Origin of the sequence: Halorhabdus tiamatea SARL4B (assembly GCF_000470655.1) — an archaeon.
In the GTDB taxonomy this organism is placed as follows: Archaea; Halobacteriota; Halobacteria; order Halobacteriales; family Haloarculaceae; genus Halorhabdus; species Halorhabdus tiamatea.
This window is the reverse complement of the sequence record NC_021921.1, coordinates 350,401-365,316: the sequence shown is the minus strand read 5'-3', so window position 1 is coordinate 365,316 and position 14,916 is coordinate 350,401. Positions and strand designations below refer to the sequence as shown.

12 protein-coding genes are annotated in these 14,916 nt (G+C 65.8%); 10 read left to right on the top strand and 2 right to left on the bottom strand.

Annotated features, from left to right (window positions below; genetic code table 11):
- Positions 1–8: 8 nt before the first annotated feature.
- From HTIA_RS01850 to HTIA_RS01815, 8 genes are all read left to right on the top strand, one after another.
- Positions 9–1,187, top strand: a complete 1,179-nt coding sequence (locus tag HTIA_RS01850) for an aconitase X (protein ID WP_008524728.1) — start codon at positions 9–11, stop codon at positions 1,185–1,187.
- Positions 1,187–1,618 (top strand): aconitase X swivel domain-containing protein, encoded by a 432-nt coding sequence (locus tag HTIA_RS01845; protein WP_008524727.1) that lies wholly within the window; start codon positions 1,187–1,189, stop codon positions 1,616–1,618. The genes HTIA_RS01850 and HTIA_RS01845 overlap by 1 nt, the downstream gene beginning before the upstream one ends.
- Positions 1,615–2,187, top strand: a complete 573-nt coding sequence (locus HTIA_RS01840; protein ID WP_008524726.1) for a UbiX family flavin prenyltransferase — start codon at positions 1,615–1,617, stop codon at positions 2,185–2,187. The genes HTIA_RS01845 and HTIA_RS01840 overlap by 4 nt, the downstream gene beginning before the upstream one ends.
- 90 nt (positions 2,188–2,277) lie before the next feature.
- Entirely contained in the window at positions 2,278–3,186 is a 909-nt protein-coding gene (locus HTIA_RS01835) for an AEC family transporter (RefSeq protein ID WP_021029614.1), read from the top strand.
- 309 nt (positions 3,187–3,495) lie between these two features.
- A complete protein-coding gene (locus HTIA_RS01830) occupies positions 3,496–3,954 on the top strand; it encodes a GNAT family N-acetyltransferase (RefSeq protein ID WP_008524724.1) in 459 nt (152 codons plus the stop codon).
- Between the two features lie 220 nt (positions 3,955–4,174).
- Complete coding sequence (gltB, locus tag HTIA_RS01825; protein ID WP_008524723.1) at positions 4,175–8,707, top strand: glutamate synthase large subunit; 4,533 nt, start codon at positions 4,175–4,177, stop codon at positions 8,705–8,707.
- Positions 8,707–10,185 (top strand): glutamate synthase subunit beta, encoded by a 1,479-nt coding sequence (locus tag HTIA_RS01820; RefSeq protein ID WP_020935953.1) that lies wholly within the window; start codon positions 8,707–8,709, stop codon positions 10,183–10,185. The genes gltB and HTIA_RS01820 overlap by 1 nt, the downstream gene beginning before the upstream one ends.
- Positions 10,186–10,293: 108 nt before the next feature.
- Complete coding sequence (locus tag HTIA_RS01815) at positions 10,294–11,049, top strand: RraA family protein (RefSeq protein ID WP_008524722.1); 756 nt, start codon at positions 10,294–10,296, stop codon at positions 11,047–11,049.
- A gap of 129 nt (positions 11,050–11,178) precedes the next feature.
- Here the strand turns inward: HTIA_RS01815 and HTIA_RS01810 are convergent, their stop codons facing one another.
- Both HTIA_RS01810 and HTIA_RS01805 read right to left on the bottom strand, forming a co-directional pair.
- Positions 11,179–11,604, bottom strand: a complete 426-nt coding sequence (locus HTIA_RS01810; protein WP_008524721.1) for a hypothetical protein — start codon at positions 11,602–11,604, stop codon at positions 11,179–11,181.
- Positions 11,605–11,833: 229 nt separating this feature from the next.
- Positions 11,834–12,286 carry a PPC domain-containing DNA-binding protein gene (locus HTIA_RS01805; RefSeq protein ID WP_008524720.1) on the bottom strand — a complete coding sequence of 151 codons (453 nt, stop codon included), beginning with the start codon at positions 12,284–12,286 and terminating at the stop codon, positions 11,834–11,836.
- 146 nt (positions 12,287–12,432) lie between these two features.
- On the opposite strand from HTIA_RS01805, the gene HTIA_RS01800 reads away from it, so the two are divergent.
- Together HTIA_RS01800 and HTIA_RS01795 are read left to right on the top strand one after the other, a co-directional pair.
- Positions 12,433–13,410 carry an NAD-dependent epimerase/dehydratase family protein gene (locus HTIA_RS01800; RefSeq protein WP_008524718.1) on the top strand — a complete coding sequence of 326 codons (978 nt, stop codon included), beginning with the start codon at positions 12,433–12,435 and terminating at the stop codon, positions 13,408–13,410.
- Positions 13,411–13,519: 109 nt separating this feature from the next.
- The gene (locus HTIA_RS01795; RefSeq protein WP_008524717.1) at positions 13,520–14,890 is read left to right on the top strand and encodes an MATE family efflux transporter; all 1,371 of its coding nucleotides are present in this window, start codon (positions 13,520–13,522) and stop codon (positions 14,888–14,890) included.
- Positions 14,891–14,916: the final 26 nt, after the last annotated feature.

Sequence of the window (14,916 nt, the reverse complement as noted above, 5' to 3'; positions counted from 1 at the left end):
CCACACCCATGCACCTGACACAGCACGAGGAAGACTTGCTCGAATCGGACAATTCGGCCGTCCGGAAGGCGATGGAACTGCTCGTGAAACTCGGCGATATCTACGGGGCCGAGGAGATGATCGAGATCGAATCGGCCCAAGCGTCGGGCATCTCCTACAAGTCGATCGGCGACCCCGGCGTCGAGTTTCTGGAGGGCTTTGCGGAGGAAGGCGCGGAAGCGTCGGTCCCGACGTTCGCCAACCCGGCGGGGATGGATTTCGATCGCTGGGCGGAGATGGGCGTCGACCCGGATTTCGCCGAGAAACAGCAGCGCATCCGGGACGCCCTCGAGGAGATGGACATCATCCTCTCGTTTACCTGTACGCCCTATCTCGCGGGCAACCTCCCGCGGCGAGGTCAGCACGTCGCCTGGGCAGAGTCCTCGGCCGTCTCGTTCGTCAACAGCGTCGTCGGCGCACGGACCAACCGCGAAGGCGGTCCCTCGGCGCTCGCGGCGGCGATCACCGGTCGGACGCCGAAGTACGGCCTCCACCTGGAAGCAAATCGCCAGCCGACCTACCGGATCGACGTCGAGGCCGACATCGAGACCCAGGCCGACTTCGCCGCGCTGGGCTCCTGGACGGGGCGACTCGTCGAGGACGGCAAGCCCTACTTCACGGGGATCGATTCGGGCGGGACGGACGACTTGAAGTCCCTCGGCGCGGCGATGGCCGCGACCGGCGCGGTCGCGCTGTACTTCGTCGAGGGTGTCACGACGGAGATGGAACCGCCCGAGGACGTCGAGACGGCCACGTTCGGCGAAGCCGAGATGGAGGCCGAATACGCGGAACTCACGACCGCTGACGATCCAGAGCTGGTAGTCATCGGGTGTCCACACACCTCGCCCGAGGAGATCCAGGACGTCGCAGACGCCGTTGAGGGCAAGACTCTCACGAGCGACCTCTGGGTCGCCACGAGTGGCGCGGTCAAGACCTGGGCCGATCGCAACGGCTACACCGACACCATCGAGGACGCCGGTGGGATGGTACTGGCCGACACCTGCAACGTCGTCTCGCCGATCGAGGAACTGGGCTACGAATCGAGTGCCACCAACTCCGCGAAGGCCGCGACCTACCTGCCGGGGTTCTGTAACCAGGACGTGGCGTTCAACGACGCCGAGACGCTGCTCGCGGAGGTGACCGAGTGATGGCGTCCGAATCGAGCGAATCGGCCGTCGGTGACGACGTGATCGGCGCCGAGGCGATCACCGAAGGCACGGGCCGTGGGGAAGTCCTTCGCTCACCTGTCCCGATCAGCTTCTACGGGGCCGTCGAGCCGGATACCGGCGAGTTCATCGAGGACGGCCACCCCCTGGAGGGCGAGAACATCGCGGGCAAGGTGCTGGTCTTCCCGCGCGGAAAGGGCTCGACCGTGGGCTCGTATGTCCTCTACGGGCTGGCGAACAACGGGTGTGCGCCGGCAGCGATCGTCAACGAGGAGACAGAGACCATCGTCGCTACGGGCGCGATCCTCGGGGAGATTCCCTGTGTGGACTCGCCCGACGCGCCACTTGAGACACTCGAAGACGGCGAGACTGTCGAGGTTGACGCCGACGCGGGCCTCATCAGAGAAGGATGACCGTCGATCGAATCGTGGTCGGCATCACGGGCGCGTCTGGCATCCCGATCGCCGTCCGGACGGTCGAGGCACTCGCTGAACACGCAGACGTGTACGCGGTCGTGACTGACGCCGCCGAGTCGGTCATGGCCCACGAGTCAGGGTCCAGGGAGGCGGCGATGGGGACTATCTGCGAGGGCGCGACCGAGGTCTACGCCGAGGACGCGATCCACGCCCCCGTCGCCTCGGGGTCGTTCGACACCGACGGGATGGTGATCGTCCCGGCGTCGATGAACACCGTCGCCGCCGTCGCGACCGGCCGGTCGGACTCGCTGGTGACTCGCGCCGCTGACGTCACGCTCAAGGAACGCCGGCGTCTCGTGGTCGTCCCCCGCGAATCGCCGCTGAGTCAGCTCCACCTGGAGAATCTGACGAAACTCGCCGAACTGGGCGTCGACGTGGTGCCGCCGATGCTGGGCTTTTACTTCGATCCCGAGGAACCCGGCGACTTCGTCGATCACGTCGTCGGGAAGATCCTCGAGCGCTTCGATCTCGATCACGATCGGTACGACGAGTGGGAACCGTCGTAAGTGCACTTGGGGACTACCCCTAGTGTGGTGCTTTCGCAAACCAGCACCGACAGGAAAGACACAAGCGGGCTGGCTGGCGAGTGAGAGTCCATGGACGTATTGACGCAGCTGGCCGCAATGATCGGCTGGCTCTCCGTGGGGGTCGGGCTCCGGCGGGTCGGCGTCCTCGACGCAACGCGGGTTGGCTGGCTCAACAGCGTCGCCTTCTACGTCGTCCTCCCGGCGCTGGTGTTCAACTCGACACACGACAAGGCCCTCGCCGAGATCATCACGCCGAAACTACTGGTCGGGCTGGTCGGTGTCCTGGGAATCACCGCCGGCGTGGGCTGGCTCGTCCACTGCCGGATCGCCGACGACGGAGCCCGTGCCGCCGCGACAGTCCAGTCCTATCACACCAATCTCGGCTACATCGGCCTCCCCGTGGTCGCGAGCGCGCTGGGCGAGCGCGCGGCCGTCATCGGCAGCGTCATCCTCGGGATGGGCGCGCTCGTTCAGATCCCGTTGACCATCTCGATCCTCGTCGCGGTGACTGGCAACAGCCGGGATTTTCGGAGCGAGGCTCGGCGACTCCTGACCAATCCGGTCCTGGTCGCGCTGGTCATCGGGCTGGGGGTATCGACGTCACCGGCATCGGTCACGGGCGTTCCCGCCGACGCGGTCGCGCTGATCGCCGAGGCAGCGCTGCCGGTCGCGCTGCTGTGTGTCGGGGGCTCCATCCAGCTACAGTCTCTCGAAGCCGATCGCTCTATCGTCGGGTCGGTGCTCGCGATGAAACTCCTCGTGATGCCGGCGGTCGCCTGGGGCGTCTACGCCGCCCTGGGCGCGGACCTCTGGACGCTCCGGACGGCCGTCGTGATGTTCGGTGCGCCCGCAGCAGTCTCGACGTTCGTCTACGTCACCGAGATGGGGGGTGACCGCCGGCTGGCGTCGATCCTGGTCTTCCTCTCGACGGTCGCCTCGGCGTTTACGCTATCGGCCTGGATCGCGGTCGTCCCGTGATCACGCTGTGGCTACCGCTTCCGACGTATCTCGGGAGCGAGCAGTACCACTGACGGTCCAGTATCTCTCCAGTCGAGTCCGTCGACGAAAGTGGGGAGGGAGCGTGTGACCTTTCGCATGCCCCCGTGACATCCTGGCCACTGGATACATATAAATCGCCGTCAGACTTGGGTCGGACGATCGGCAGACTGCGGTCGAATCGTATACGGAGAGTGTCACTATCCGCCGCTGTCCCCCTCACTGCTACTACCGGAACTGGTCGCTGGTCCGGCGAGGCATAAAAGGCTCGAGCGCCAGCATTCAGGCGAGATGCCCGTCACGATACGCGAGGCGACCGGCGAAGACGTCCCCAGCCTGGAGATACTGCGCCGACAGGCGATCGAGGACGCCTGCAGTGACGTCTACGACCGCGAGCGCTTCGCCGACCTGGTGGCGTCGCCCGACGACCGACTCCCATCGGCCATCGAATCGGACGCGGCGACAGTCCTGCTGGCCGAAACCACGATCACACCAGTCAGCTTCGCTATCGTCGAGGACGGGACGATCGAGGCGCTGTATACGAGCCCGGAGTACCAGCACGAGGGCCACGCCAGCGCGCTCCTCGAGGACGTCGAGCGACTGGCGACAGACCGTGGCTGGTCGCGACTCGAGGCGGTCGCCCCCTCGGTCGCCGTAGGGTTCTTCGAAGCCCAGGGGTTCACGCCGCGTGAGTCCGCCAGGTGGCACGGGCTTCCCGGAACGGCACTCCGCAAGGCGATCGAGGCGTGACTCGATCGTCAGTTCCGCCCCCGGTTCGGGCAGGAACAATCGTTATGTATTCGAGCCCGAGGCGTCAGGACTGGACGATCGACTCGATCCCACTCCGAAACCGTGACGATCCCGCGCTTTTGGGTCGAAACCCACTCCGTGCGTCCGGGTGGTAGCGGGGGGCGTGCAATTCCTGCGCGCAACCCCTTCCTTATGCGTGTCCCTGCGAAGAGTTCACACGATGAACGAGACATTCGAGAGCGACCGGGAACGGGGTCTCCGTGGCCGGTCGCGACAGAAGGCGAACTGTGGTGTCGGCGTCCTCGTGGATCTCGACGGCGGAGGCGGACACGAACTCGTCGAGGACGGACTCTCACTGCTCGAGAACTTGGACCATCGAGGGGCGCGGGGAGCCGAAGAGAACACCGGTGACGGGGCAGGGATTCTCATCCAGAAGCCCCACGACTTCTTCGCCGACGAGGTCGACGGACTGGGCGGGTTCGATGAATACGGTGTGGGCCAGGTCTTCCTGCCGCGGGACCGGCCGGCCGAGGAACTCCGGGAACTCGTCGAGACTGCCGCCGCCGACGAAGGCTTCGACGTCGTCGCGTGGCGGGACGTTCCGACCGACAACGACGACTTGGGAGAGACGGCCCTGGCGACAGAGCCGGACGTTGCGCAGTTCTTCGTCGAACCCCAATCCGATCTCGCGCCTGACGAACTCGACACGGCACTGTACGTGCTCCGGAACGTCATCGAGAACCGCGTCGAAGAGCAGCATCCGGTCGGCAGCGACCGGTTCTACGTCTGTTCGCTCGACCGCCGGAAAGTCGTCTACAAGGGCCTGCTCACCAACGGCCAGGTCCGGACCTACTACGAGGACCTCGGCGACGACCGCGTCGAGACGAGTCTGGTGTTCGTCCACTCGCGGTTCTCGACGAACACGCTCGGCGCGTGGGATCTCGCCCACCCCTACCGCAACATGATCCACAACGGCGAGATCAACACACTCCGTGGTAACCTCAACTGGATGCACGCCAGGGAAGCCGACCTCGAGAGCCCGGTCTTCGGCGACGATCTGGAGAAACTCAAGCCGATCACCGAGGAGGATCAGAGCGACACAGCCGTTGTGGACAACGTCCTCGAACTGCTCGTCGAAGGCGGGCGATCGCTGCCCCACGCGTTGCGGATGCTCGTCCCCGAAGCCTGGGAGGGCAACGACCGACTCGAAGACGCCCGCCGGGAGTTCTATCAGTACCACTCGACGATCAACGAGCCCTGGGACGGCCCGGCGCTGATCGCCTACACCGACGGCACTGACGTCGGGGCGATCCTCGACCGCAACGGCCTCCGTCCGGCCCGGTATCTCGTCACCGAGGACGACCGGCTGATCATGGCCAGCGAGACCGGCGCGCTCGAGGTCGATTCGGCGGACATCAAACGAACTGACCGACTCGAACCGGGTCAGATGTTCTACGTCGACGGCGAGGACGGCCGGATCGTCCCCGACGACGAGATCTTCGACTCGCTGACTGACGAAAAATACGGCGAGTGGCTCGCAGCGAACCGAGTGACGCTCGACGCCGTCGACGAGGCCGTCACCGAGACGCCGACGTACATCGAGGACGATCTCTCGACATATCAGCGGGCGTTCGGCTACACCCTCGATCACGTCGAGCGCCTCATCGAGCCGATGGCCAACGAGGGGAAAGACCCCATCGGCGCGATGGGCAACGACACGCCGCTGTCGGTCCTCTCAAGCCGGAACAAGACGCTGTTTACCTACTTCAAACAGCTGTTCGCCCAGGTGTCGAACCCGCCGATCGACTACATCCGCGAAGAGACCGTCACCTCCCTCGATCAGCATCTCGGCCGCCAGCACAACCTTCTCGGGGAGACGCCCGAGCACTGCCGACAGCTCGGTCTCGACTCGCCGATCCTCACGCGCGCCCAACAGGCCAAGATCAGTGCGATCGAGACGAACGGCATCACCTCCTCGACCATCGACATCACGTACGATCCAGAGACCACGTCGCTTGCGGCCGCGGTCGAGCAGGTTCGACAGGAAGTCGTCGACGCCATCGAGGACGGCGCGGAGATCGTGGTGCTCTCGGACACGGCAACGGGCCCCGACCGGGTCCCGATCCCGAGTCTGCTCGCGGTCGGCGGCGTCCATCACCATCTCGTCCGTGAGGGGCTCCGAACCCACGCCGGGATCGTTCTCGAGAGTGGCCAGCCCAACGCCGTCCATCACTTCGCGACGCTCGTCGGGTACGGAGCCGACGCGATCACCCCCTATCTCGCCTACGAGACCATCGAGGAGCAGGTCTACGAGGGCATTCTCGACGTCGATCGGGAGGACGCACTCGCCCAGTACCGCCACGCCGTCGAGGACGGCCTCCAGAAGGTGATGGCCAAGATGGGGATCTCGACCCTGGAGAGTTACAAGGGTGCACAGATCTTCGAGGCTGTCGGCCTCGACTCGGAGTTCGTCGCAGAGTACTTCGAAGGCACGGAAAACCGGACCGAGGGGATCGGTCTCGAACAGCTCGAAGCCGACGTGCTCGAACGCCACGACAACGGCTTCGAGGAGTCGGTCGCGGGCAACCTCGACCTTGATCAGGGCGGGGAGTTCTACTGGCGGCGGGACGGCGAGTTCCACCAGTGGAACCCGAACACGATCGGCAAGCTCCAGTATGCCACCAACCAGGGCGACTACGAGGCCTACGAGGCGTTCGCCGAGATGATCAACGACCAGACCGAGCGCCTCCAGACGCTTCGGGGGCTGCTCGAATTCGACACCGACCAGCGGGATTCGATCCCGCTCGAAGACGTCCAGCCCGTCGAGGAGATCACCCAGCGCTTTTTCAGCGCCTCGATGTCCTTCGGGTCGATCTCTCCAGAAGCACACGAGACCCTGGCCGAGGGGATGAACCGCGTCGGCGGGTTCGCCAGCACTGGCGAGGGTGGTGAACCGACCGAGCGCTTCGGCACCGTTCGTGAGTGCGCGGACAAGCAGGTTGCCTCCGCCCGCTTCGGCGTCACGTCAAACTACCTCGCCAACGCCGACCATCTCGAGATCAAGATGGCCCAGGGCTCGAAGCCCGGCGAGGGCGGGCACCTCCCCGGCGAGAAGGTCAACGAGTTGATCGCCGAGACGCGCTCGACGACACCCGGCGTCCCGCTGATCAGCCCGCCGCCACACCACGACATCTACTCCATCGAGGATCTCGCCCAGCTCATCCACGACCTCAAGTGCTCGAACACCGAGGCAGACGTCCACGTCAAGCTGGTCAGCGAGGCCGGCGTCGGCGTCATCGCCGCCGGTGTCTCGAAGGCCAAGGCCGACGCCGTCCTCATTTCGGGCCACGACGGCGGGACCGGCGCGTCGCCGAAGACGTCGATCAAACACGCCGGCCTGCCGTGGGAACTCGGCATCGCGGAGGCCAATCAGGTCCTCTTAGAAAATGGCCTTCGGTCGCGCATTCGCGTCCGGGTCGACGGCGGCCTCAAGACCGGCCGTGACGTCGCGATGGCCGCCCTGCTGGGTGCCGAGGAGTACGGCTTCGGGACCGCGCCGCTGATCACCTGTGGGTGCGTGATGCTCCGGAAGTGCCACGCCAACACCTGCTCGGTCGGCGTCGCGACCCAGGACGAAGCCCTCCGCGAGAAGTTCCCCGGCGACCCCGAATTTGTCGCCAACTACATGCGCTTTATCGCCCGGGAAGTCCGGGAGATCATGGCCGACCTCGGCGTCGAGACCATGGACGAACTGATCGGTCGGACCGACCTGCTCGCCCAGAAGGACGTCGACCATCCGCGTGCAGAGCACATGGACCTCTCGGAACTGCTCTGGCGACCGGCCACCGACGATGACCCGGTCAAGACCCGCGAGCAGAACCACAAACTCGAGAAAAAGGCCGACTACGAGTTCATCGAGGCGGCCGAGCCAGCCATCAAGCGCGGCGAGGACGTCGAAATCGAGGCCCGCGTGGGCAACGAGGACCGGACCGTCGGCACGATCTTGAGTTCCGCGATTTCGAAGGCCCACGGCGAGGACGGACTCGAGGACGACACGATCACGCTGGATCTGGCGGGGACGGGGGGACAGAGCCTCGGTGCGTTCCTCGCCAGCGGCGTGACCCTCGAGTTGACCGGTGACACGAACGATTACGCCGGCAAGGGGCTCTCGGGCGGGAAGCTGATCGTCGAGACACCGCCTGAAGCTGGTTACGACGCGAGCGAGAACGTCGTCACCGGCAACGTCGCGCTGTACGGCGCGACCGACGGCGAGGCGTACTTCAACGGCCGTGCCGGCGAACGCTTCGCGGTCCGGAACTCCGGCGTCAAGGCCGTCGTCGAGGGCGTCGGCGACCACGGGTGTGAGTACATGACCGGCGGCATCGCCGTGATCCTCGGCGAGACGGGCAAGAACTTCGGGGCCGGCATGTCCGGCGGCGAGGCGTACGTCCTCGACGAGTCGGGGGACTTCGAGGAGCGGGTCAACACGGAGATGGTCCACCTCGAAACGTTAGCGGAGCGCGACCGTCGGCTCGTTCGCCGGATGGTCGAGAATCACGCCCGCTACACCGACAGCGACCGAGCCGCCGAGATCCTTGAAGACTGGGACACCTACGTCGAGCGCTTCGTGAAGGTGATGCCCGATGCCTACGCCGCGGTCGTCGAGCAGCGCCTGGCCGAGGGCGAGGACATCCGGGCCTCGCCGCCGCCACAGCCGAGTACCCCGACGTTCCCGACGGAGGGTGACGACTGATGACCGAACGCCACCCCGGCGGCTACCGACGCCACCGCCGTCGCCCGATCGGCAAGCGCGATCCCGACGAACGGAAAGACGATTACGACGAGGTCTGGGCCGAGAAGTGGGACGACGAGCACCTGGCAGAGCAGGGCGAGCGCTGCATGGACTGCGGGACGCCGACCTGCATGGGCGGGTGTCCGATCGGAAACATCATCCCCGACTGGAACGACCTGGTCCATCGTGGCGACTGGAAGCGTGCGCTCGAACGCCTCCACGCGACCAACAACTTCCCGGAATTCACGGGGTACAACTGCCCCGCGCCGTGTGAGAACTCCTGCGTGCTCGCGTACAACGACGACCCGGTGACGATCAAGTCGATCGAGCGCGCCATCGCCGACCGCGGCTGGGAAGAGGGCTGGATCCAGCCCGAACCGCCCGAGGAGCGCACCGACTACGAGGTCGCGATCGTCGGCAGCGGGCCGGCGGGGCTGTCCGCAGCACAGCAACTCAACCGCGCCGGCCACCACGTGACGGTCTTCGAACGCAACGACGAAGTCGGCGGGTTGATGCGCTATGGCATCCCCGACCAGAAGTTCGCCAAGCACCGCGTCGAGCGGCGGGTCGACCAGCTTCGCGAGGAGGGGATCACCTTCGAGACGAACGCCGAAATCGGCGGCAACGTCCCGGTCGAGCGGATCGAAGAGGACTTTGACGCCTCGGTCATCGCCGTCGGGTCACAGAAGCCCATCGACCTTCCGCTGCCGGGCCGTGACCTCGATGGCATCCACTTCGCGATGGACTACCTGACCCAGCAGAACCGCCGCAACGCCCGCAAGGACGTCCCCGGCCCTGACATCGACGCTGAGGGCAAAAACGTGGTCGTGCTGGGCGGCGGCGACACCGGCGCGGACTGCGTGGCAACGGCCCACCGGCAAGGGGCCGACCAGGTCGTCCAGATCGAACTCCTGCCCAAGCCCCCGGTCGAGCGCCCGCCGGGCAACCCCTGGCCCGACCAGCCCCAGACATACAAAAAGACCTACGCTCAGGAGGAAGGAGCGATCGAGGAGTACAACGTCGACACCAACGCCTTCGTCGACACCGACGGCGACGGGGTCGTCGACACCCTCGAAGCCGACCGCGTCATCTGGGAGGACGGTGGCGAGGGCCCGCCCGAGAAGAAAGTCAGCGAGTCGAACCTGGAAATTCCGGCGGATCTCGTGATCCTCGCGATCGGGTTCGAAGCGCCCGAGTCGAGTCCCTTCGAGCCCCTCGGCGTCGAAGTGGAGGACGACGGGACGCTCGTGACCGACGATCGCATGATGACGTCCGCTGACGGCGTCTTCGCCGCCGGGGACGCCGAACGCGGTCCGTCGCTGATCGTCTGGGCCATCGGCAGCGGCCGGGACGTCGCTCGCCACGTCGACTTGCATCTCACCGGCGAAACCGACCTGCCGCCGAGCCTGGAGACGCCGAACGAACCGCTGGTGCAGTGACCGACGGTGGGCTGAGCGGGGCGACGAAGTCCCCAGCGTGACCGTTCCGTTCTGGATTCGAAACACCCGGAGTAACACTTAACCCTCGTCTGGTGGTCAGGGAGTGCCATGGGAGACGACAACCCCCAGCAGGTGATGACCGACGCCGAGCGCGAAGAGATCCTCGAGTTGTACGACGGCCTCCGCGTCGCCGACGTCACCGACGGCCTGGACTACCACGGCTTTCACAATCAGAACCGCGTCTCGAACGACATCGGCCCGCTGTATCGCGACGTCGAGGAGTTCTCCCACCAGATCACCGGGTTCGCCTACACAGCCCGGTATCTCCCGACCAACGAACGCCGCGACCTGCCCCACTACGAGGAACTCGACTTCGAGACGTCTCACCACGAGTGGGCTGGCGAGTGGTGGACCAACAAATCCCCCGACCCCGACACCGACGCGATGCGCGAGGGGGACATCCTCGTCGCCGAGGCCCACGACATGGAAGTCGGCATCTTCGGGTCGTTCAACCTCCTGACGTTCGTCAACGAGGGCGTCCGCGGGCTCGTGACCGACGGCGGTCCCCGGGACACTGACGAGGTGATCAAGGAGGGCATTCCCGTTTACAGCAAGGCAGTCAACAAGACCATCCCGCCGGGACGGGCCGAACTCGCCGAGGAGGGCGTCCCGGTCAACATCAGCGGGTGTCAGATCCGGCCGGGCGACGTCGTGGTCGCCGACGGAGACGGTGTCGTCACGGTCCCGATCGAACACGCCCGCACGGTCGCCGAGACGGCCTGGGAGGTTCTCGAAAACGACCAGGACAACCGCCGTGAATACTACGACAAGGTCGGCCTCGAACACGACTTCACGCTCGAGTGACTGCCCGCTGCCGGGTTGCACCGATCGACTCTCATCGGCCCGGGACACGGTCGAACGTGGACGGACAGGATAGCCGCCGCTGCTTCTGCCGCGATCAAACGCCGGCGTGGGGTGTTCGAATTCCCGAACTTACTCCGACCACTCTTCCCTCGGATGATCGCCCACGGCCGGATCCTCGTCCATATGGATGCCGACCTGCGTCAGCTGTTCGATGACGACCCAGACGAGATAGACAACCAGCATGATCTGGGTCACAGTCGCGGCATCGACGAGTGTGACCCACCTGACCGTGATCGCACCCAGGCCGATCGCGAGGGCCGCCGCGATCACGGGACGGAGAATCCGGTCGTTTGCGACCCCGGTGCCCGCGACGACAGCGAGCCCCAGCGCGAACGCTCCGGTCCCGAGACGACCGGTCTCGATCCCGCCCACATTCGACACTGGGACGATTGAAAGCAAGCCAATGAGACAACCGCTGAAAAACAGCACATCCGGGGCGATTCGGAGGGCGACGGTGGTCGGCTGCTCGGAGGAGACATATCGTTTGATATCCATACAGGTGCGGGGCTCGGTCCCTCGGCATAAGTAGTTGTTCATCTGCCAGGTGGCGGGACGGGGCGATGCGCCGCTACAATCCCACAGAACCGGCGACCTACTGCAGTCTGGACGCTGTCGAGGATCGGAACACGACCGGCTTCCCGATTGCAGGAGCGAGTGACGTCCTGGCCGGATCGCGACGACGTTCTCTCGACAGTGTCGTCCTGCGGGTCGGTTCCTGGCCCCCCTATCGTTCCTGGAGCATCGGAATATCCATCTGCTCGGGCCGCCGAGCGAGCTCGAGCCCCTCGATCGGCTGGACGACGATCTCCATCAGCGCGTGGACGATCGAGTCGGGTTCGAGGTGGCCCGCCAGCATTTTGTCGCGCTCGGCGTCGAAGGCCGTGATGTGGAGGTGCGGTTCGCCGTCGGCGATCGCACCCTGGAGCGAGCCGACCTCCCAGGCCGCCTCCTCTTTGATGTACTCGTCTATTTCCTCGTCCTCTTCGGGGAAGTCCGGGAAGGAGTCGTACCCCGAGACGTAGTGGACGTGCAACTGCGTCAGCGACCCGATCCCGGAGGCGACGTAGCCGGTGTCGATGTCGTGCTCCTCGATCGCCGCTTCGATCGACTCCAGGGCCTTCTCGCCCGGTTCGAGCTGTAGGACCACTTCGCCGTTGTCGCCTTCGAAGGTGCGCATCAGCCGGCGCTTGGTCGGCATCGATAAAAAGCGATTGGGTGGATTGTCGCGACTCTCGCTGGCGAGGCGACAGCGCCAGCCGAGACACGTTCCCGAGACGCCAACGCCAGCGACACGCGTTTGTCCGCGCCGCCCCAGGCGACTCCATGGACCAGGCACTCGTCATCGGCGGGACGCGATTTATCGGCCGCCACACTGTCGAGGAATTCCTCGACCACGACTACGACGTGGCGATATTCAACCGCGGGAACCACGAGAATCCGTTCGACGCGACCGACCGCGTCGAACACGTTCAGGGCGACCGGACGGACGACGCCGCGCTCGAAGCAGCACGCGATGCAGTCGATCCCGACGTCGTGATCGATTGCGTGGCGTATCATCCACGAGATGTCCGGGCCGCGACCGACATTTTCGCCGACGTTGATGCCTACGTCTACGTCTCCAGCGGCGCGTCTTACGGCAAAGAGGAGGTTCCGAAGCGAGAAAGCGAGACACCGTTAGAGCCCTGGCCGGGTGATGACAGCGACGAGTCAGCCCAGACCTACGGCAAGCGCAAGGCCGAGGGCGACAGAGCAGTGTTTGCCGCAGCCGAGGACGGTGTCAACGCAATGGCCGTCCGGCCAACGGTAGTCTACGGGCCACACGACTACACCGAACGCTTCGATTACTGGCTCGCCCGGATCGATACCTACGACCGGATCGTCGTCCCGGGCGACGGCCTCAGCCTCTGGCAGTTCGCCTACGTCGAGGACGTCGCGAGCGCGTTGCGGATCGTCGCCGAGCGTGGTGAGGCCGGGGAGGCCTACAACGTCGGCGACCGTCACGCACCGACGCTCGGACAGTGGGTCGAACTGATCGCCGACGCGATGGATCGGCCAGTCCATGCGGTCGGGGCGAGCGCGAACGAGCTCGCCGCGGCGGTCCTCGCGCCCGAGGACTTCCCACTGTATCGCGACCAGCCGCATCTCCTCTCGACGGCAAAACTCCACGATCTCGGGTGGGATTCGACGCCACAGGAGGAAGCCCTGCAAGCCACTGTCGAGGAACATCGGGCGAGCGACCGCACCGGCGCGGACGAGGGGCCGGATCGCGAGCGGACCGACGTCCTGCTGGACGCAGTGTGACGACCACGACCGCCACGATCTGACGAACGCGACTGTCACGACCACGACCGTCACGGCTCCGATCGGCGAATCGATATCGTCTTTCAGCCGGAATCCCGAGTAGGAGTAGATGGTCGACCGCGATCGACTGTTCGAACTCTGGGGGCGGGCCGCGTCGCTGTCCTGGCCCGTTGCTGTCCAGCACGCCTTCACCACGCTGATGCGGACGGTCGACATCGTGGTCGCCGGACTCTTCGCGCCGGCCTACGTCACCGCGATCGGATTGGCCGACCTCTACGGCCAGATCCCGCTTCGGGTCGGTCTCAGCCTCGGAACCGGGGCGATCGCCATGTCGAGCCAGGACACTGGCCGCGGGGCGAAGCTGACTCGCAACCGGGGGATCACCCAGGCCGTGCTCATCGGCTTCCTGATCGGGCTGCCGATGGTCGCGGTCGGGCTGGTGTTGTCGGACGCTGCGATCGCGATCCTCGGGGCGGAACGTGAGGTCGTCCGACTCGGGGGTACCTACCTCGCGTTGATCTTCGCCGCCGCGCCGATGCGGATCGTCGGTCTCGTGGGCTCACGATCGTTACAGGGGACGGGCGATACCGTGACGCCGATGGTTGTCAACGGCGGCGCGAGTGTGTTGAACGCCCTTGCGACAGTCACACTCGCGCTCGGCGTCGGTCCGGCACCCAGACTCGGCATCGTCGGCATCGGCCTCGCGACGCTGCTCGCCCGGATCGCCGAGGCGGGTGTCATCGTCGCTGCGATCGCGAGCCGGTGGACCGAACTCGCCTTTGCCCGTCCGCGGTCGCTTTCGATCACCGGCCAGTTATTGCGGATCAGCGCCCCCAACTTCGCCGAGGGGATGAGCACGTCGCTGGCGAACTTCCCCTTCAACTCCTTGTTGTTGGTCTTCGGGACGGAAGTCAATGCGGCCTTCCACATCGGCCGGCGGATCTACCAGCAGGTCGCCGGTCCGGTCTACCGGGCGATCAACACCGTCACCAGTATCCTGGTCGGCCAGGCGCTCGGCGAGGGTGACGCCGCCGAGGCGCGATACATCGGCTTCGCGATGGCGGCACTCAGTATCGTCACGATGGGCGTAATGGGGGCGGCGCTCGTGGCGGGAGCGGCTCCCATCGCCGGCGTGTTCACCGACGACGCCGCGACGCTGGGCTACGCGATACCCTTCACGCAGGTCTTTGGCGTCTCGATGGTGTTCTTCGGGGTCTTCTTCCCCTTCGCCGGCGGACTTCGTGGGGCCGGCGAGACCCGCATCCCGTTTTACGCGCGGGCGATCGGCTCGTTCGTCTTCATGCTCGGCCTCTCGGCACTACTGTCGGTCGGCCTCGGCTGGGGCGTGACTGGCATCTACGTCGGATTGGTTGCCAACTACGCCTGCTGGGCGGTCGTCGCCGTTGCCGGATTCCTCTGGAGCGACTGGGCCGAGAAGGCTGCCGGCCTGATGGAAGAACGGGCAGACGTGGCTGAGTGAGCGGACTGCCGTCCTGGGTGGGCCCC